This window comes from Mycolicibacillus koreensis (assembly GCF_002104795.1).
Classification (GTDB): Bacteria; Actinomycetota; Actinomycetes; order Mycobacteriales; family Mycobacteriaceae; genus Mycobacterium; species Mycobacterium koreense.
The window spans coordinates 181443-199068 of record NZ_NCXO01000001.1 but is presented as its reverse complement, the minus strand read 5'-3'; the positions used below and the strand labels follow the sequence as shown (position 1 = coordinate 199068).

General features: G+C 70.7%; 16 protein-coding genes. 5 read left to right on the top strand and 11 right to left on the bottom strand.

The window, feature by feature from the left end:
- Nucleotides 1–37 precede the first annotated feature (37 nt).
- The 3 genes from pheT to B8W67_RS00940 form a co-directional block, all read right to left on the bottom strand.
- A complete protein-coding gene (gene pheT / locus B8W67_RS00950; protein WP_085301819.1) occupies nt 38–2527 on the bottom strand; it encodes a phenylalanine--tRNA ligase subunit beta in 2490 nt (829 codons plus the stop codon).
- Complete coding sequence (gene pheS, locus B8W67_RS00945; protein WP_085301877.1) at nt 2527–3579, bottom strand: phenylalanine--tRNA ligase subunit alpha; 1053 nt, start codon at nt 3577–3579, stop codon at nt 2527–2529. Before pheS ends, pheT begins: the two co-directional genes overlap by 1 nt.
- A 68-nt stretch (nt 3580–3647) precedes the next feature.
- Entirely contained in the window at nt 3648–4577 is a 930-nt protein-coding gene (locus B8W67_RS00940; protein ID WP_084228819.1) for an adenylate/guanylate cyclase domain-containing protein, read from the bottom strand.
- A 155-nt stretch (nt 4578–4732) separates the two neighbouring features.
- On the opposite strand from B8W67_RS00940, the gene B8W67_RS00935 reads away from it, so the two are divergent.
- Entirely contained in the window at nt 4733–5836 is a 1104-nt protein-coding gene (locus B8W67_RS00935; RefSeq protein WP_084228817.1) for an oxygenase MpaB family protein, read from the top strand.
- 11 nt (nt 5837–5847) lie between these two features.
- Here the strand turns inward: B8W67_RS00935 and B8W67_RS00930 are convergent, their stop codons facing one another.
- The 4 genes from B8W67_RS00930 to infC form a co-directional block, all read right to left on the bottom strand.
- Entirely contained in the window at nt 5848–6633 is a 786-nt protein-coding gene (locus B8W67_RS00930) for a TrmH family RNA methyltransferase (RefSeq protein WP_085301817.1), read from the bottom strand.
- Entirely contained in the window at nt 6630–7019 is a 390-nt protein-coding gene (gene rplT / locus B8W67_RS00925) for a 50S ribosomal protein L20 (protein WP_069392338.1), read from the bottom strand. The genes B8W67_RS00930 and rplT overlap by 4 nt, the downstream gene beginning before the upstream one ends.
- 74 nt (nt 7020–7093) lie before the next feature.
- Nucleotides 7094–7288 (bottom strand): 50S ribosomal protein L35, encoded by a 195-nt coding sequence (gene rpmI / locus B8W67_RS00920; RefSeq protein WP_069392337.1) that lies wholly within the window; start codon nt 7286–7288, stop codon nt 7094–7096.
- Nucleotides 7289–7318: 30 nt separating this feature from the next.
- Nucleotides 7319–7957 (bottom strand): translation initiation factor IF-3, encoded by a 639-nt coding sequence (gene infC / locus B8W67_RS00915; protein WP_084228815.1) that lies wholly within the window; start codon nt 7955–7957, stop codon nt 7319–7321.
- Between the two features lie 215 nt (nt 7958–8172).
- Here infC and B8W67_RS00910 point away from each other — a divergent pair, with 215 nt between their 5' ends.
- On the top strand, nt 8173–8532 hold the full coding sequence (locus B8W67_RS00910) for a DUF1844 domain-containing protein (RefSeq protein WP_069392335.1): 360 nt from the start codon (nt 8173–8175) through the stop codon (nt 8530–8532).
- An 11-nt stretch (nt 8533–8543) separates the two neighbouring features.
- On the top strand, nt 8544–8987 hold the full coding sequence (locus tag B8W67_RS00905) for a DUF6653 family protein (RefSeq protein ID WP_085301876.1): 444 nt from the start codon (nt 8544–8546) through the stop codon (nt 8985–8987).
- Here B8W67_RS00905 and uvrA read toward each other — a convergent pair.
- A complete protein-coding gene (gene uvrA, locus B8W67_RS00900; RefSeq protein WP_069392374.1) occupies nt 8977–11892 on the bottom strand; it encodes an excinuclease ABC subunit UvrA in 2916 nt (971 codons plus the stop codon). The two genes, B8W67_RS00905 and uvrA, sit on opposite strands and share 11 nt — an antisense overlap.
- A gap of 113 nt (nt 11893–12005) precedes the next feature.
- Here uvrA and B8W67_RS00895 point away from each other — a divergent pair, with 113 nt between their 5' ends.
- Nucleotides 12006–12683, top strand: coding sequence for an MBL fold metallo-hydrolase (locus tag B8W67_RS00895; protein ID WP_085301815.1), 678 nt, complete (start codon nt 12006–12008; stop codon nt 12681–12683).
- Between the two features lie 12 nt (nt 12684–12695).
- Here B8W67_RS00895 and B8W67_RS00890 read toward each other — a convergent pair whose 3' ends face one another.
- The 3 genes from B8W67_RS00890 to uvrB all read right to left on the bottom strand — a co-directional run bounded on the left by B8W67_RS00890 (nt 12696) and on the right by uvrB (nt 16932).
- On the bottom strand, nt 12696–13142 hold the full coding sequence (locus B8W67_RS00890; RefSeq protein WP_069392333.1) for a universal stress protein: 447 nt from the start codon (nt 13140–13142) through the stop codon (nt 12696–12698).
- Nucleotides 13143–13345: 203 nt separating this feature from the next.
- Complete coding sequence (locus B8W67_RS00885; RefSeq protein WP_085301813.1) at nt 13346–14746, bottom strand: MFS transporter; 1401 nt, start codon at nt 14744–14746, stop codon at nt 13346–13348.
- Entirely contained in the window at nt 14743–16932 is a 2190-nt protein-coding gene (gene uvrB / locus B8W67_RS00880) for an excinuclease ABC subunit UvrB (RefSeq protein WP_085301875.1), read from the bottom strand. Before uvrB ends, B8W67_RS00885 begins: the two co-directional genes overlap by 4 nt.
- A gap of 176 nt (nt 16933–17108) precedes the next feature.
- Between uvrB and B8W67_RS00875 the strand changes: the two genes are divergently transcribed.
- The gene (locus B8W67_RS00875; RefSeq protein WP_069392331.1) at nt 17109–17615 is read left to right on the top strand and encodes a ribonuclease FAU-1 family protein; all 507 of its coding nucleotides are present in this window, start codon (nt 17109–17111) and stop codon (nt 17613–17615) included.
- Nucleotides 17616–17626 lie beyond the last annotated feature (11 nt).

The window sequence follows — 17626 nt, the reverse complement described above, 5'->3', positions numbered from 1 at the left end:
TCTGCATGTTTATTCATGTTGTTGCAAATAAATAACATCAGTCGCGCAGTCGCGCACCGCACTGCTCGGCGGCGTGGCGCACCGCCGCGTCGCGCGCGGCGCTGGCCTCGTCCTCGGTGAGGGTGCGGTCGGGGGCGCGGAACCGCAACGCGAACGCCAGCGACTTGTTCTGCTCACCGACCTGGGTGCCGGTGTAGACGTCGAACAGGTTCACCGACTCCAGCAGCGGGCCGGCGCCGGCGGCGATCGCGTCGGCCACCGCGGCGGCCGGGGTCTCCCGGTCCACCACCAGGGCGACGTCTTGGAAGACCGCCGGGAATGGCGAGACCGCCGGTGCCGGCCGTGATTCGGTGAGCGGCAGCGCGTCGAGGTTCACCTCCAGCGCGCAGGTGCCGGCCGGTAGCCCGCTGCGCTCGATGACCCCCGGGTGCAGTTGTCCGGCGTGCCCGACCACGGTGTCACCGACGAGTACCTCGGCGCAGCGGCCCGGATGCCACGGCAGCCGGTGGGCGGCGCGCAGGCCGACCTCGACGCCGGCGGTGGCGGCGATGAGCGCGACCGCCTCGAACGCGTCGGCGGCGCTGACCGGCCGGCCCGGTCCCCACGGACCGCGCGGCTCGCGCAGCCCGCACAGCACCGCGGCGACGTGCAGCGGCTGGTCGGGCAGGGCCGCGTCGAGGGCGGCGAGTTCGGCCGCGCTGGGCCGGTGATCGACCGGCAGCACCGGCATCGGCGGGTGTGATGCCGACGGTTGCACCACCTGGGTGAGCGCAAAGAGCGCCACATCGACGGTGCCGCGGGCCACGTTGCGCCCCAGCGCCTCCAGCAGCGCGGGCAGCACTGTGGTGGCCAGCTCCGGGCGGTCGGACTCCAACGGGTTGAGCACCCGGGCGGTGCGCCGACGCGGATCGTCGGCGGCCAGCCCCCAGGCGTCGAACGCCCCGGCCGGCAGGAACACCGTGGGCAGCACCTCGACGTAGCCGCTGAGCGCCAGCGCCTTGCCGACCGCACGGCGGCGGCGCTGCGCGGCGCTGAGGCCGCGCCCGGCCGGGGCGGCCGGCAGCACCGACGGGATCGCGTCATAGCCCTCCAGCCGCATCACCTCCTCGACCAGGTCGGCGGGCTGGAGCAGGTCGGGGCGCCAGCTCGGCGGCGTCACCTGCAGCGTGCCGTCCTCGGCGGTGGCGACCGCGGCCCCCACCTGCTCGAGGCGCCGGCGGGTGGCGCCGGGCGGATAGGTCACGCCGGCCACCCGGTCGGGCAGGGTGGCGTCGATGGTGATCGGCGGGGGCGTCCACCGGGTGCGCGGCGGGTCCCCGGTCCAGTCGGTCAGCCCGGCACCGACCGCACCCCCGGCGATCTCGGTGAGCAGCCGGGCGGCCCGGTCCACCGCGGCCACCGAGATGGCCGGGTCGACGCCGCGTTCGTAGCGGCGGCTGGACTCGCTGCTCAGGTGCAGGCGACGTTGGGTGCGCGAGACCGCAGCCGGATCCCACACGGCGGCCTCCAGCAGCACCGCGGTGGAATCGGCGCGCATCTCGGTGGCACCGGCTCCCATCACGCCGCCGATCGCGGCGGTCGCGGCGTCATCGACGATGAGCACGTCGGCGGGATCGAGCCGACGCGCCACGTCGTCGAGGGTGGTGACCGTCTCGCCCGGGCGGGCGAAACGCACCTGCAGTCCACCCTGCACCCGGTCCCGGTCGTGGGCGTGCATCGGGTGGCCCAACTCCAGCATCACGTAGTTGGTGACATCGACCGCCGGGGCGATCGCCCGGATGCCGCAGAGCAGCAACCGGCGCTGCAGCCACCACGGCGAGACCGCCGCCGGGTCGATGCCGGTGACCGCCCGCAGCGCGAACCGCCGCACCCCGGTGTCCGGGTCGACCGTCAGCGGCCAGGCCTCGCCGTCGACGGGCAGCGCCGCCACCGAGGCGGGGTCGACGAAATCCAGGTCGTAGGCGCAGGCGACCTCGCGGGCCAGCCCGCGCAGCGACATTGCGTAGCCGCGGTCGGGGGTGATGGTCAGGTCGAAGACCACGTCGGCGAGCTCCAACGTGCTGCCCGCGGCCGCCCCGGGCGCAGCGGTGCCGGCGGGCAGCACCAGGATGCCGGGGGCCTCGGCGCTGAGCCCGAGCTCGGTGCTCGAACAGATCATGCCGTCGGAGGTGCGCCCGTAGGTGCGTCGGCTGGTGATCGTGAACCCGCCGGGCAGCGTGGTGCCCGGAAGTGCCACGACCACCAGGTCGCCGACCGAGAAATTTGTTGCTCCGCAGATGATCTCGCGATCCTGCGGTTCGCCGACATCGACCCGGCAGGCCCGGATCGGCTTTTTGAACTCGGTGAGTTCCTCGATCGCGGTCACCCGCCCGACGGTGAGCGGGCCGTCGGCGGGCTCGATCGTGATGACGTCCTCGACCTCGTGGCCCAGCCCGATCAGCGCGCGCTCGAGGTCCGCGGCGCCGGGATCGAACTGCGGTGCCCCGGTCGCGACGATCTCGCGCAGCCAACTGTAGGGAACCCGCATCACAGCCCCGCCCCGAACGGCAGCGCGAAACGCACGTCGCCCTCGACCATGTCGCGCATGTCGGCGATCCCGTTGCGGAACTGCAGGGTGCGTTCCAGCCCCATCCCGAACGCGAACCCGGTGTACTCGTCGGGGTCGATCCCGGCGGCCCGCAACACGTTGGGGTGCACCATGCCGCAGCCGCCCCACTCCACCCAGCCGGCGCCGCCCTTGCGGTCGGCGAACCAGACGTCGACCTCCCCGGACGGCTCGGTGAACGGGAAGAAGTGCGGTCGGAACCGGATGCGGGCGTCCGGGCCGAACTCGGCGCGGGCCAGCGCGTCGAGGGTGCCGCGCAGGTGCGCCATGGTCAGGCCGCGGTCCACCGCCAGACCCTCGACCTGGTGGAACACCGGGGTGTGGGTGGCGTCGAGTTCGTCGGTGCGAAAGGCCCGCCCGATCGAGGCGATGTAGACCGGCAGGTCCCGGGCCAGCAGGGTGCGCATCTGCACCGGTGAGGTGTGGGTGCGCAGCACCTGCCCGGAGCCCTCCGGGGCGACGTGGAAGGTGTCCTGCATGCTGCGCGCCGGATGGTCGGTGAGGAAGTTCAGCGCGTCGAAGTTGAAGTGCTCGGCCTCCACCTCGGGCCCGTCGGCGAGCTCCCAGCCCATCGCGACGAAGGTGTCGGCGACCCGCTCCGCCAGGATCGTGATCGGGTGCCGCGCCCCCACCGGCCGGCGCACCGCCGGCAGCGTGACGTCGATGCGCTCGGCGACCAGCACCGCGGCGTCGCGCTCGGCGCGCAGCGCCGCCAACCGCTCCGCGTAGGCGTCCTGGGCGGCGGTGCGGGCGGTGTTGACCGTGCGGCCCGCTTCGGCGCGGTCGGTCTTGGGTAACCCGGCGAGGGCCCGACGGGCCAGTGCCAGCGGCGCCTGGTCGCCGAGATGGGCGGTTTTGGCGCGGGCCAGCGCATCAAGGTCGGACGCCTCGGTGAAGGCATGGCGGGCCGCATCGACGGCGGCGGTCAGCGACTCCGGCGCCAACAGCGCGAGGTCGACGGGTTGTTCACCCACGCGGCGGGACTCTCCTTGCAGACGGGCGGTGTACGACACATGACACGGCTGTGGCGCAAGTGCCGATCTTAATTGATCGGCCCCGACGGGTCGGCGGGCCCGCTGTCGGCCGACGGTGGACGGTGCGCATGGACGCGGTACATCGCCAGGTCCGGCGGTACCCCGGTGGTCTTCGCACCGAAGACCTGCCGGCGGGCGCGTTTGGCGTTCACCCCGAGTTCGGCAAGTCCGTCGGGGTCGATCTGGTCCAGGCTCGCCCCCGACAGCATCACCCCGCCGCGGGTGGCGCGCTCCATGACCCGGGCGGCGATGTTGACGTCGACACCGAGCCAGTCCGAGCCCAGCCGCTGCGGGCGTCCGGTGTGGATCCCCACCCGCATGCGCGGCGTGTAGCCGTCGACGTCGACACCGGCGAGTTCGTCCTGGGCGATGAGCACCGCACGCAACGCCACCAGGGGATCGCGGAAGACCGCCATGGTGCCGTCGCCCATTCGTTTGACGATGCGCCCGCCCGCGTCGAGCAGGGGCGGCTCGATCGCCTGCGCCACCCGGCGCAGCAGGGTCAAGGTGGCGTCGTCGCCGGCCCGCAGCGACCAGGCCGAGAACCCGACGAGGTCGGTGAAGACCAGGGTGACCTGCGAGTCGCGGGGACGGCGGGCGACCATCTCGGTCACCGCCTGCCAGACCTGCAGCGCGCCCAGGCTGACCTCGCGGGAGGCGGCGGTGCGATCGCGCAGCAACCGGTCGGCGGCGCGGGCCGCCGCACGCGGACCGCCCTCGCCGGCCGTGGAGAGCGGGTCCCCGAATTCCGGGTCGCCGGGCAGCGCACGGCGGGCTCGCCGGATCAGCGCGATCACCCCGGGGTGGTGATTGCCGTTGCGCAGCCACTTCGCCGCATCCTGCAGCGAGACCGGTAAGCGCTGCACCGGGACGGCCGCCTCGGCGGATCCAGCGGCCTCGAGTTCGCCGGACCCCCGTTCTGAGCGCTCGCGGTCCACTCGAGTCAGCGTAGGCGGCAGATCTGACGACCGGCAACGGGACCGCCGGTGGTGTCGGCCACGCCCGGCAAACTCGCGCGAAAATGCCGCGCGGCTAATAGACAACGCCCGTTGTCAGCATTATCTTGAGGGCAGCACTGGGAAGGAGCCCCGTCATGAGCACACCATCGGCGACATCCACCACCTCCGCCCCGACGCCGGTCACCGCGGTCGGCGCGGATCGGCGCCCGGCCGTCGAACCGCTCGGCCCCGACTCGTTGACCTGGAAATACTTCGGCGACATCCGCACCGGGATGATGGGCATGTGGATCGGCGCGATCGAGAACATGTACCCCGGTCTCGGCGCCGGCGTCGAAGATCACTCGAGCCTGTGGCGCGAACCGCTGCAGCGGGTGTTCCGGTCGGTCTACCCGATCATGGGTGTCGTCTACGACGGTGACCGTGCCGGGCGGACCGGGGCGATGATCCGGGACTGGCACCGCGACATCAAGGGCGTGGATTCCGCCGGGCGGCGCTACCACGCGCTGGACCCGGCCACCTTCTACTGGGCGCACGCGACGTTCTTCATGATGGTGATCAAGCTGGCCGACTACTTCGGCGGCGGGCTGACCGAGGCCCAGAAACATCAACTCTTCGACGAGCACGTGCAGTGGTATGCGCAGTACGGAATGAGCATGCGTCCGGTGCCCGACTCGTGGGAGGGGTTCTGCGAATACTGGGACCGGGTCTGCGCCGACGAGCTGGAGTACACCAAGGCCGCCGACGGGATCTTGAACATGCGCATCCCCAAGCCGTGGTTCGTGCTCGTGCCCGACGCGGTGTGGGGCCAGTTGTTCAAGCCGATGCTGTCCGCGCAGCGCTGGATCGCCACCGGATTGTTCGAGCCGGTGGTGCGCGAGAAAGCCGGTCTGCAGTGGAACGACGGCGATGAGATCCTGTTCCGGCTGTTCGGCAAGGCGGTACAGATCATGTTCGCGTTCGTGCCCGACGAGGTGCGCCTGCACCCGCGCGCACTGGCCGGCTACCGTCGCGAACACAGTCGCGAGCAGGGCAAACCCGTCGACGAGGACGCCCCGCTGGTGGAGGCTCCCTGGTTCACGGGTCCGCCGAAGGACCGCCGCGACAACGGTATGCACTACGTTCCCCCGGGCGCTTCGCCGGCGCGGGCGCTGTTGGAGCGGGCCGGGTCACTGGTGCACGGCACCTTCTCGCTCGCCGGCGGCCTGGCCGGCGGTCTGGGCCGCGCCCGGGTCGCCTGAACGATCCGGGCTCAGCGCTGCGCCTGAGCGCTCTGGTAGAGGCAGATCGCCGCGGCCGCAGCGACGTTGAGACTCTCCGCGGTGCCGGTCATCTCGATGCGCACCCGGTGGGTGGCTGCGGCGGCGACATCGGCGGGCAGCCCGTGCGCTTCGGCCCCGAACAGCCAGGCGCTGGGGCGGGCAAGCACCGGACCGGCCCCAGCGAGATCCAGTTCCCCCTCGGGGGTGGTGGCCAGCAGTTGCAGGCCGGCGGTGCGCACAGCCGACAGCACCGCCTCGGTGTCGGGATCGGTCACCACCGGCAGCGCGAAAATACTGCCCGCCGAGGCGCGTAGGCATTTTCCGTTGAACGCGTCGACGCTGTGGCCGGTGAGCACCACCGCGTCAGCGCCGAGCGCATCGGCCAGCCGGATCAGGGTGCCGGCGTTGCCCGGCTCGCCCACGCCGACGGCGATGACCACCCGGCGCGGCTGTGCGGCGATGACGCCGGCCAGATCGGTGCCCGGCAGCGTGCATACCGCGACCAGTCCGGCCGGTGTGACGGTGTCCGACAGGGTCGCCGCCGCCCGGTCGGTGACCCGGTGGACCGGGGCGGTGAGCCCGCCCAGCAGGCCGCGGTGCCGTGCGGCGGCCGCCTCGGTGACGAACACCTCGACCACCAGGTCGCGGGCGGCGGCCGCGGACACCAGGTTCGCCCCCTCGGCGAGGAACCGCCGGGTGCGGGCCCGGTGGGCCGTGCGGTGCAGTTTCACCGCCGCGGCCACTCGGGCCGCGCGGTGGCCGAGAACCTCGCTCAGGCGGCCTCGCCCGACGGTGCGTTGACGTCGGCCGGCAGTGCGGCGCGGGCCACCTCGACCAGCGCGGTGAACGCCGCCGGGTCACTGACGGCGATCTCGGCGAGGTTCTTGCGGTCCACCTCGACGCCGGCGGCCTTGAGGCCCTGGATGAGGCGGTTGTAGGTGATGTCGTTGGCGCGGGCGGCGGCGTTGATCCGCGAGATCCACAGCTTGCGGAACTCGCCCTTGCGGGCACGACGGTCCCGGTAGGCGTAGGTCAGCGAGTGCAGCTGCTGCTCCTTGGCCTTGCGGTACAGCCGGGAACGCTGACCCCGGTACCCCTTGGAGGCCTTGAGGATGCTGCGCCGCTTCTTCTGGGCGTTGACGGCCCGTTTCACGCGTGCCATAAAGGTGTTCCTGTTCTTCTGACGATCGACTCGGAGGGCTAAAGACCGCTGGTTCGGCGGGGCGGACGGACCGCTCAGCCGTTCAGCATCTTCTTCACGCGCGCGGTGTCGCTGGGCGCGACGTCGGTGCGGCCGTCGAGACGGCGGGTGCGCTTGGACGGCTTGTGCTCCAGCAGGTGGCGACGGTTGGCCTGCTGGCGCACGATCTTGCCGGTGCCGGTGCGGCGGAACCGCTTCGAGGCGCCGCTGTGGGACTTCGCCTTGGGCATATCGGACCTCAGTTTCTGTCTGGTCGGGGCTTATTCGGGTGTGGTGTTCTTGGCGGGCCGCGCCGATGCGCCGGCCTGCTCGGCCGCCTGGGCGCGGGTCTTGGCGCCGCGGTGCGGCGCGAGCACCATCGTCATGTTGCGGCCGTCCTGCTTGGCGGAGGTCTCGATGAACCCGTATTCGGCGACATCGGCGCCGAGCCGCTGCAGCAGGCGGTAGCCCAGCTCGGGGCGGGACTGCTCACGGCCACGGAACATGATCGTCACCTTGACCTTCGATCCGGCCTCCAGGAAGCGCACCACATGGCCCTTCTTGGTCTCGTAGTCGTGATCGTCGATCTTGGGACGCAGCTTCTGTTCCTTGACGACGGTCTGCTGCTGGTTCTTGCGGGACTCGCGGGCCTTCTGTGCGGTCTCGTATTTGAACTTGCCGTAGTCCATGATCTTGCAGACCGGTGGCCGGGCGTTGGGCGCGACTTCAACGAGGTCGAGATCGGCTTCCGCGGCGACACGCAGGGCATCTTCGATGCGCACGATGCCTACCTGCTCCCCTCCCGGACCGATCAGGCGGACTTCAGGTACGCGAATGCGCTCGTTGACGCGGGTCTCAGTGCTGATGGGGCCTCCCTGGGTAGTCGTGCTCCTGGCAACCCAGCAGGCACGGAGAACCACCCCCGTCAGCAGAAAAGCCCTGCACAAAGCAGGGCCCGTTGCCGACCGATCGCGCCGCCGACCATAGCTCGGCGGTGCCCGCGCGTCGCGCGGAACGAGCATCGGTGGATGCTCGTGACCGGACCGTTGTGCCGCGACGGCCAACGGTGGGAGTGGGACTCCACTTGCTGTCCCCGGTGTGCACCGGGACGGTCGCGCATGCCAGTCTAGCAGCCATGAACGATTCCCCGAACCGCGCGGCGGACCCCGACGAGCAGGTCCGCGATCTCGCCGACATTCCCGCGGTGGAGGTGATCACCCGCTGCGCGGTGATGCTGATGAGCGCGGCCGCGGAGAACCTGGGTCTCTCCGATCCCGATCCGGACACCAGTGCGCGTCGTGACCTCGACGAGGCGCGCCGGCTGATCACCGCGCTGGCCGGGCTGGTCACCGCCAGCGGTGAGTACCTGGGTATTCACGCCGACCCGCTGCGCGACGGGCTGGCCAGCCTGCAGGCGGCATTCCGCGAGACCAGCGCCTTCCCCGACCCGATGGGTCAGGGACCCGGCGAACGGTTCACCGGCCTGTTCGGGTGACCGGACCGGCGGTGAGTCGGCCGGCGCGGTGGCGTCGCGCCGTGTTCGCCCGGCACGCCAACCCGCGCAGCGCCTGGAGCCGCTGGGCCTCGACGCCGTTGCTGCTGGTCCCGGTGTGGACGCGCCGCTGGCGTCACGCTGCGCCGGTGGCGCTGTGGTTCGCGGTCAACCCGGTGCTGTTCGCCCCGCCGCGCGACACGTCGGCGTGGTCGACACGGGCGATGCTCGGCGAGGAGCAGTGGATCGTCGACCGGCCCCGCGACGCCGCGCTGGCGCTCAATGCTGTCGCGAGTCTCGCGTTGGGGGTGGCGCTGCTGGCCGCCCGGCGCCGGCGTCCGCGCGCGATGCTGGGCGCGACCGCGACGGCGATGGCGGTGACCCTGGGCTACTGGGCGTTGATGGTGCGCTACCACGACCAGGCGGGCCACGGGGCGCCGCCGGCGCTCAGGCGCTGACCTTGCGGCGCCGCTTGCCCGCCGTGCGGCGGGCCGGCGCGGGAGCGGGTGGCTCCAACGTCTCGGCGAGGTAGCGCCCGGTGTAGCTGCCGGCGGTCGCGGCCACCTCCTCGGGGGTGCCCTCGGCGACCACGGTGCCGCCGCCGGCGCCGCCCTCGGGGCCCAGGTCGATGATCCAGTCGGCGGTTTTGATCACGTCCAGGTTGTGTTCGATGACGATCACCGTGTTGCCCTTGTCGACCAGGCCGTTGATCACCGCCAGCAGTTTGCGGATGTCATCGAAGTGCAGGCCCGTGGTCGGCTCGTCCAGAATGTAGACGGTGCGCCCGGTGGAGCGTTTCTGCAGTTCGCTGGCGAGCTTCACCCGCTGGGCCTCCCCGCCGGAGAGCGTCGGGGCGGGCTGGCCGAGGCGCACATACCCCAGCCCCACCTCGACGAGGGTCTTCAGATAGCGGTGGATGCTGGTGATCGGCTCGAAGAACTCCGTCGCCTCCTCGATCGACATGTCGAGCACCTCGGCGATGGTGCGGCCCTTGTAGTGCACCTCGAGGGTTTCCCGGTTGTAGCGGGCCCCGTGGCAGACCTCGCACGGCACGTAGACGTCGGGCAGGAAGTTCATCTCGATCTTCAAGGTGCCGTCGCCGGTGCAGGCCTCGCAGCGGCCACCCTTGACGTTGAACGAGAACCGTCCCGGCTGGTAGCCGCGCACCTTCGCCTCGGTTGTGGCCGCGAACAACGCCCGGATCTTGTCGAACACACCGGTATAGGTGGCCGGGTTGGACCGCGGGGTGCGTCCGATCGGTGACTGGTCGACGCGCACCAACTTGTCGACATGCTCCAGGCCGGTGACCCGGGTGTGCCGGCCGGGCACCTGACGCGCGGCGTTGAGCCTGTTGGCCAGCACCGCCGCCAGGATGTCGTTGACCAACGTCGACTTCCCGGACCCGGAGACCCCGGTGACCGCGGTGAGAACACCCAGCGGGAACGCCACATCGATGTCGCGCAGGTTGTGTTCGCGGGCGCCGACCACGGTGAGCCGACGGCGCGGATCGGTCGGCCTTCGCACGGCGGGAACCGGAATCTGTTGGGCGCCGGACAGATACGCCCCGGTGATCGAGTCGGGGTTGGCCACCAGATCGGCGTAGGGACCCGAGTGCACGATCTTCCCGCCGTGCTCGCCGGCGGCCGGACCGATGTCGACGATCCAGTCGGCCGCGGCGATCGTGTCCAGGTCGTGTTCGACGACGATCAGAGTGTTGCCCAGATCCCTTAGCCGGGTGAGGGTTTCGATGAGCCGGCGGTTGTCGCGCTGGTGCAGGCCGATCGACGGCTCGTCGAGCACGTAGAGCACCCCGACCAGACCGGAGCCGATCTGGGTGGCCAGCCGGATCCGCTGGGCCTCCCCGCCCGAGAGGGTGGCGGCCGCCCGCGCCAGCGACAGGTACTCCAGCCCCACATCGAGCAGAAAACCCAGCCGGAACTGCACCTCTTTGAGCACCTGACCGGCGATGGCCTGCTCGCGGGAGCCCAGGGTGAGCGCACCCAGGAACGTCGCGCAGTCCGCGATCGACAGTTCGGAGACCTCCGCGATCGACTTCGCGCCGAGATCACCGGCGGTCAACGTCACCGCCAGGATCTCCGGTTTGAGACGGCTGCCGTCGCAGACCGGGCAGGGAACGTCGCGCATGAAGCCCTCGTAGCGTTCCTTCATCAGGTCCGACTCGGTCTGCTCGATCTTGCGTTGCAGGAACGCCAGCACCCCTTCGAACTCGGTGTAGTAGGAGCGGGTGCGGCCATAGCGGTTTCGGAACCGCACATGGACCTGCTCGTCGGCGCCGTTGAGGATGGCCTTGCGGGCCTTGGCCGGCAGTTTGCGCCACGGGGTGTCGACATCGAAGCCCATCGCCTCCCCGAGGCTGGCCAGCAGCTTGGTGAAGTATTTGGCGCTGTGGCCCATCGACCACGGGGCCACCGCGCCCTCGGCCAGGGTGCGGTCCGGGTCGGGCACCACCAGTTCCGGGTCGACCTCCTTGCGGATGCCCAGCCCGGCGCACTCCGGGCACGCCCCGTAGGGCGAGTTGAACGAGAACGACCGCGGTTCGAGGTCGTCGACCGCCAGGGGGTGGCCGTTGGGGCAGGCCAGCTTCTCGGAGAACCGCTGCTCGCGATCGGCGTCGTTCTCGTCGCGGTCGACGAAGTCGAGCACCACGATCCCGTCGGCGAGCCCCAGCGCGGTCTCCACCGACTCGGTGAGCCGCTGCTTGGCGGAGGGTTTGACGGTGAGGCGGTCCACCACCACCTCGATGTCGTGTTTCTCCTGTTTCTTCAGCTTCGGCGGGTCGGTCAGCGAGTGCACCACCCCGTCGACGCGGATCCGGCTGAACCCCTGACCGTTGAGCTTGTCGAACAGGTCGAGGAATTCGCCCTTGCGGGTGCGCACCACCGGGGCGAGAACCTGGAACCGCGCACCCTCGGGCATCGCGAGCACCTGGTCGACGATCTGCTGCGGGGTCTGACGCGCGATCCGCTCCCCGCAGACCGGGCAGTGCGGGGTGCCGGCACGGGCATAGAGCAACCGCAGGTAGTCGGAGACCTCGGTGATGGTGCCGACCGTCGAGCGGGGGTTGCGGTTGGTGGACTTCTGGTCGATCGAGACCGCCGGGGACAGACCCTCGATGAAGTCGACGTCGGGTTTGTCCATCTGGCCGAGGAACTGGCGGGCATACGCCGACAGCGACTCGACGTAGCGGCGCTGCCCCTCGGCGAAGATCGTGTCGAACGCCAGCGACGACTTGCCCGAGCCGGACAGCCCGGTGAACACGATCAGGGCGTCGCGGGGAAGCTCAAGGTCGACGCCGCGCAGGTTGTGTTCGCGGGCGCCCTTGATGATCAGCTGATCAGCCATCGGTCCCATGCTATGCGGAGGCCCCGACATCCCCGGTGGCGGCCAGTAACCTGGCGGTCAGGGTGTGCGCCGATGTCGGCGCGCACCGGCAACCGACCAGGAGGAGGCCGTCCATGACCGTTGTCGACGACACCTACACCGGCCATGTCGAGCCCGGCACCGCGGCGCGCCGGGTGCTGCCCGGCGCCACGATCATCAAGGCGTCGGTCGGCCCGATGGACAACAACGCCTACCTGGTGACCTGCACCGCGACCGGCAAGACGCTGCTCATCGACGCGGCCAACGATGCGGAGTTCCTCGGGCAGCTGGTCGCCGAGCACGCCCCGACGGTCGCGCTGATCGTCACCACCCACCAGCATTTCGACCACTGGCAGGCGCTGGAGGCTCTCGCCCAGGCGACCGGGGCGCCCACCGCGGCGCACCAGATCGACGCCGAGCCGTTGCCGGTCACGCCCGACCACTTCCTCGCCGACGGCGACAGGATCACCGTCGGGGAGCTGGTGTTCGACGTGATCCACCTGCGCGGGCACACCCCGGGGTCGGTGGCGCTGGCGGTGAGCGGGCCCGCCGTCGGCGGGGTCACGCAGCTGTTCACCGGCGACTGCCTGTTCCCAGGCGGGGTGGGAAAGACGTGGGAGCCGGGTGCATTCACCCAGCTGCTCACCGACGTGCAGACGCAGCTGTTCGACGTCTACCCGGACTCCACGGTGGTCTACCCCGGTCATGGTGACGACACCACACTCGGCGCCGAACGCCCCCACCTCGGCGAGTGGCGGGACCGCGGCTGGTAGACCGCGCAGCCGTCAGCTGGTCGTGTGAACGATCAGCACGTCGAGTTTGGCGCGTCGTGCCACGTTGGCCGGCACCGATCCGAGCAGCCGCCCTGCGATGGTGCTCAACCCGACGTCGCCGACCACCAACAGGTCCGCCTTGGTCGCCTCGGCGAGTTCGACCAGGGCGTCGACCGGGGCGCCCTCCACCGGGCGCTGTTCGATGTTGGTGGCGCCGGCCGCGCGGGCGCGGTCCTCTGCCTCCCGCAGGATGTCGTAGACGGGGGCGTTCCCGGACACCTTGTAGCCCTCCGCGCCGAGGGTGTCCGCCGCCCGCGAGTCCCCGGCTGTCGGGAAGTAGGCGGTGGTCACGATCAGCTTCGCGTCCGGCCCGGACGCGAGGGCACCGGCCCGGTCCACCGCTCGTAGCGAAGAATCGGAGCCGTCCGTGCCGACCACGACGGTCTTATAGCCGCTCATCCATGCCCTCCAGTTGTCGAGAAGCCAAGCCACCGCGAGATTAGCGCCTCGGGCGGCACTCGGGGGTGCGATTGGCGACACAGTTCGGATTCAGTCGCCCGGGGGCAGGGCCGCGAGCGGCCACGATGCCGAATTCGGAGTACCGGCGTGAGCTTGCCGACACCGTCGTGTCGGCGCCCGGAAAGTGATGTGCGCCACCACGATCAGTCGCCGGCACGGCTCGCCCGCGTCGACGCCAGCACCCCGATCAGGGCCACGGCGGCAAAGACGGCGAACACCGCTCGTGCCGCCAGCACATCGTTGCCGTCGGCGGCGTTGACCAGGACACCGGCCAGTCCGGCGCCGAACGCGGCGGCGATCAACTGCACGGTGTTGATCGCGGCGGCCGCCACCGCGCCCTCGGCGGGATCGGTGACCACGCTCATCGCCCAGGCCGCCAGGTGCGGCCAGGCCATCCCGATGCCGGTGCCGGCCACCAGCAGCGAGCCCACCCAGAGCATCACTAGCCCGGTCGCGGTGCCCGTGGAGCGGGCGCCGGCCGCCACCGCCAGGCCCGCCGCCATCACCAGCGGGGCGACGGTCACCACCGCGATGATCGCCCGACGGCTCCGCAGGGAGGCGCTGAGGAGTTCACTGACCGTCCACCCCACCGCCAGCGTCGCGCCCAGGAACCCGGCCGCCACCGGGGTCAACTGGGCCAGGCGCTGCCCGAACAGCGGGACATACATGTCGACCATGGCGGTGCACATCAGTGCCGCCATCGTCAGATACACCCATTTCAGGGGGCCGGGTGCGAACGTGCTCGGGGGCAGCACCGCCACGGCGCCGCGCCGATCGACGGCGACGAACACCACCACCAGCGCCACGGCCACGCCGAGCAGCGCCACCGTCGGGGCCGTCGACCGGGGCACCTCGGCGACGCTGATCGCCATCGCGGCGGTGCCCAAGAGCAGCAGCGACCGGATCGGGATCCGCAGGCTCGGCACGGTGCCGCCGGCGGTCTCGGCGGGCAGCACCAGCGGCACCAGTGCCGCCATCGCCGCGGCCAACGCCACCATCGCCGCGAACGCCCAACGCCAGAGTCCGAATTGGGCGAACAGCCCGCCGGTCGCCGGTCCGATGAGGGTCGCCACTCCCCACATCGCCGAGACGACCGCCGAGGCCCGCGTCCACAGCGGCCGTGGCAGCGCGACGTTGATCAGGGCGTATCCCAGTCCGGCCAGCAGTCCCCCGGCGCTGCCCTGCACGGTGCGGCCCACCAGCAGCACCGCCATGTCCGGGGCGATCGCGCAGACCGCGCTGCCCAGCGCGAACACCGCGAGCCCGCCGAGAAACGCCCACCGCGGGCCCACCCGGCGCACCACCGCCGACACGGTGGTGGCCGCCACCACCGAGCCGACCAGGTACAGCGTGGTCACCCAGGCGTAGAGCCGCTGGCCGCCGATCTCGGCGACGGTGTCCGGCAGCAGACTCATCGTCAGGAACTCGTTGGTGGCATACAGGCCGACCGCCCCGGCCAGCAGGGTGACCGTGCCCAGGTGGCGCCGATTGAGCAGCACGCCCCAACTGCCGGCGGTGAGGGCAGCGTGCGGGTCGGCGGTCACTTCAGACCGGCGGCATCCATACCGCGCAGTTCTTTTTTCAGATCGGCGATCTCGTCACGCAGCCGGGCGGCCAGCTCGAACTGCAGGTCGCGGGCCGCGGTCATCATCTGCTCGGTGAGGTCGGTGATCAGATCGGCGAGCTCGGCGCGCGGCATCGCGGTGGTGTCGCGTCCCTCGATCACCCCGGCGCTGACGGCACGGCCCGGCTCGCCCTGGGCGCGCCGGCCCCGCGACGCGTTGCGGCCCGACCCGCCGATCGGGACCTGTCCCGCGGCGGCGGACTCGTCGGTGTCGTCTGCCTCGCGATACACCTGATCGAGGATGTCGGCGATCTTCTTGCGCAGCGGCTGCGGGTCGATGCCGTGCTCGGTGTTGTAGGCGATCTGCTTGGCGCGGCGGCGCTCGGTCTCGTCGATGGCCTCGCGCATCGACTCGGTGACCGTGTCGGCGTACATGTGCACTTCACCGGAGACGTTGCGGGCGGCGCGTCCGATCGTCTGGATCAGGCTGCGCGAGGACCGCAGGAAGCCCTCCTTGTCGGCATCGAGGATCGCCACCAGCGACACCTCCGGCAGGTCCAGGCCCTCCCGCAGCAGGTTGATCCCGACCAGAACGTCGTATTCGCCGAGGCGCAGCTGGCGAAGCAGCTCCACCCGGCGCAGCGTGTCGACCTCCGAATGCAGGTACCGGACCCGGATGCCCAACTCCAGCAGGTAGTCGGTGAGGTCCTCGGCCATCTTCTTGGTCAACGTGGTCACCAGCACCCGCTCGTCGGCGTCGGCGCGGCGGCGGATCTCGGCGATCAGATCGTCGATCTGGCCTTCGGTGGGTTTGACCACCACCTTCGGGTCGACCAGCCCGGTCGGCCGGATCACCTGCTCGACGAACTCCCCGCCGGTGGCGGCCAGCTCGTAGGGCCCGGGGGTCGCCGACAGGTAGACGGTCTGGCCGATCCGGGCGCTGAACTCCTCCCAGGTCAGCGGCCGGTTGTCGCACGCCGACGGCAACCGGAAACCGTGCTCGACCAGGTTGCGTTTGCGTGACATGTCGCCCTCGTACATCCCGCCGATCTGCGGGACCGTCACGTGGGATTCGTCGATGACCAGCAGGAAGTCCTCCGGAAAGTAGTCGAGCAGGGTCGCCGGTGCCGACCCGGCCGGCCGGGCGTCGATGTGGCGGGAGTAGTTCTCGATGCCCGAGCAGAACCCGACCTGGCGCATCATCTCGATGTCGTAGCCGGTGCGCATCCGCAGCCGCTGAGCCTCGAGCAGTTTGCCCTGGCGTTCGAGCTCGGCGAGGCGCTCGGCGAGCTCCTCTTCGATGGTGGAGATGGCCTGGGCCATCCGCTCCGGGCCGGCGACATAGTGGGTGGCGGGGAAGATCCGCAGGGATTCGACCTTCTTGATCACCTCGCCGGTGAGCGGATGCAGGTAGTAGAGCTCTTCGATCTCGTCACCGAAGAATTCGATCCGGACCGCCAACTCCTCATAGGACGGGATGATCTCGACGGTGTCGCCGCGGACCCGGAAGGTGCCGCGCGTGAACGCCACATCGTTGCGGTCGTACTGGATGTCGACCAGCAGCCGCAGCAACGCATCACGCGGCACCTCGGTGCCGACCTCCAACGCGACCGAGCGGTCCAGATAGGACTGCGGGGTGCCCAGACCGTAGATGCAGGACACCGAGGCGACCACCACCACATCGCGGCGGGACAGCAGCGCCGAGGTGGCCGAGTGTCGCAGCCGCTCGACATCGTCGTTGATCGAGCTGTCCTTCTCGATGTAGGTGTCGGTGGCCGCGATGTAGGCCTCCGGTTGGTAATAGTCGTAGTAGGAGACGAAGTATTCGACCGCGTTGTGCGGCAACATCTCCCGCAGCTCGTTGGCGAGCTGGGCGGCCAGTGTCTTGTTCGGCGCCATCACCAGGGTGGGGCGCTGCAGCCGCTCGATGAGCCAGGCCGTGGTGGCCGACTTGCCGGTCCCGGTGGCACCGAGCAACACCACTTCCCGCTCCCCCGCCAGTACCCGCTGCTGCAGCTCGTCGATGGCGGCCGGCTGGTCCCCGGCCGGGGCGTAGGGGCTCACGACCTCGAAGTGGCCGCCGGACCGGACCAGTCCGGAGACCTCCTCACCGGCCGGCCGGTACTCCGAGTGCGCGACCACGGGATGCTCGGTTGCGAAGGCCATGGTCACCAGGGTAAGCGTGCGTTCGGACAGTGCCACCGGCCGCCGGTGGGCCCGGTCACTGCTGAGATCGACACCCATATGGACATACGGGCCCGAAAATGGCACCCGTATGTCCGCTGGAGCATCGATCTCAGCAGCGTCACGGCCCTCGGCGGTCCGCGGGTAGGGTCACGGCCGTGCACCCACCCAAACGGGAGACGTTTGACCTGCTCAATCACACCAACACCGACCCGAAGGGGATCGTGCGGACGGTCGACACCTACACGGTGCACCCCTGGGGGCTGTATCTGGCCCGCCCCACCCCCGGCCGCGCCGACTTCCACTACCTGCAGTCCTGGCTGCTGCCGGCACTGGGGCTGCGGGTCACTGTGTTCGACTTCACCCCCGGCCACCACCGTGACCAGGACTTCTACCTCGACATCGGCGAGTACACGCCGGGCGCCGCCGTGTGGCATTCGGTGGACCACTACTTGGACCTGGTGGTGCGCACCGGCGTGGGGGTCGACCTGGAGGACGCCGACGAGTTGGCGATCGCGGTCCGCGACGGCCTACTGGATGCGACCAGCGCCGATCGGGCGGTGCGCCGCGCGGTGCGTGCCGTCGACGGTCTGGCCGCCCACGGCTATGACCTGCACCGTTGGCTGACCACCCACGGCATGGAGCTCACCTGGCAGCGGCGGTAGGGTCAGCAGGC

Coding starts and splice junctions, on each gene's coding strand:
- B8W67_RS00935 (WP_084228817.1), top strand. CDS start 4,733: ATGAGCACACCATCGGCGACATCCACCACCTCCGCCCCGACGCCGGTC.
- uvrA (WP_069392374.1), bottom strand. CDS start 11,892: ATGGCTGATCAGCTGATCATCAAGGGCGCCCGCGAACACAACCTGCGC.
- B8W67_RS00895 (WP_085301815.1), top strand. CDS start 12,006: ATGACCGTTGTCGACGACACCTACACCGGCCATGTCGAGCCCGGCACC.
- rplT (WP_069392338.1), bottom strand. CDS start 7,019: ATGGCACGCGTGAAACGGGCCGTCAACGCCCAGAAGAAGCGGCGCAGC.
- uvrB (WP_085301875.1), bottom strand. CDS start 16,932: ATGGCCTTCGCAACCGAGCATCCCGTGGTCGCGCACTCGGAGTACCGG.
- rpmI (WP_069392337.1), bottom strand. CDS start 7,288: ATGCCCAAGGCGAAGTCCCACAGCGGCGCCTCGAAGCGGTTCCGCCGC.
- pheT (WP_085301819.1), bottom strand. CDS start 2,527: ATGCGGGTTCCCTACAGTTGGCTGCGCGAGATCGTCGCGACCGGGGCA.
- B8W67_RS00890 (WP_069392333.1), bottom strand. CDS start 13,142: ATGAGCGGCTATAAGACCGTCGTGGTCGGCACGGACGGCTCCGATTCT.
- B8W67_RS00910 (WP_069392335.1), top strand. CDS start 8,173: ATGAACGATTCCCCGAACCGCGCGGCGGACCCCGACGAGCAGGTCCGC.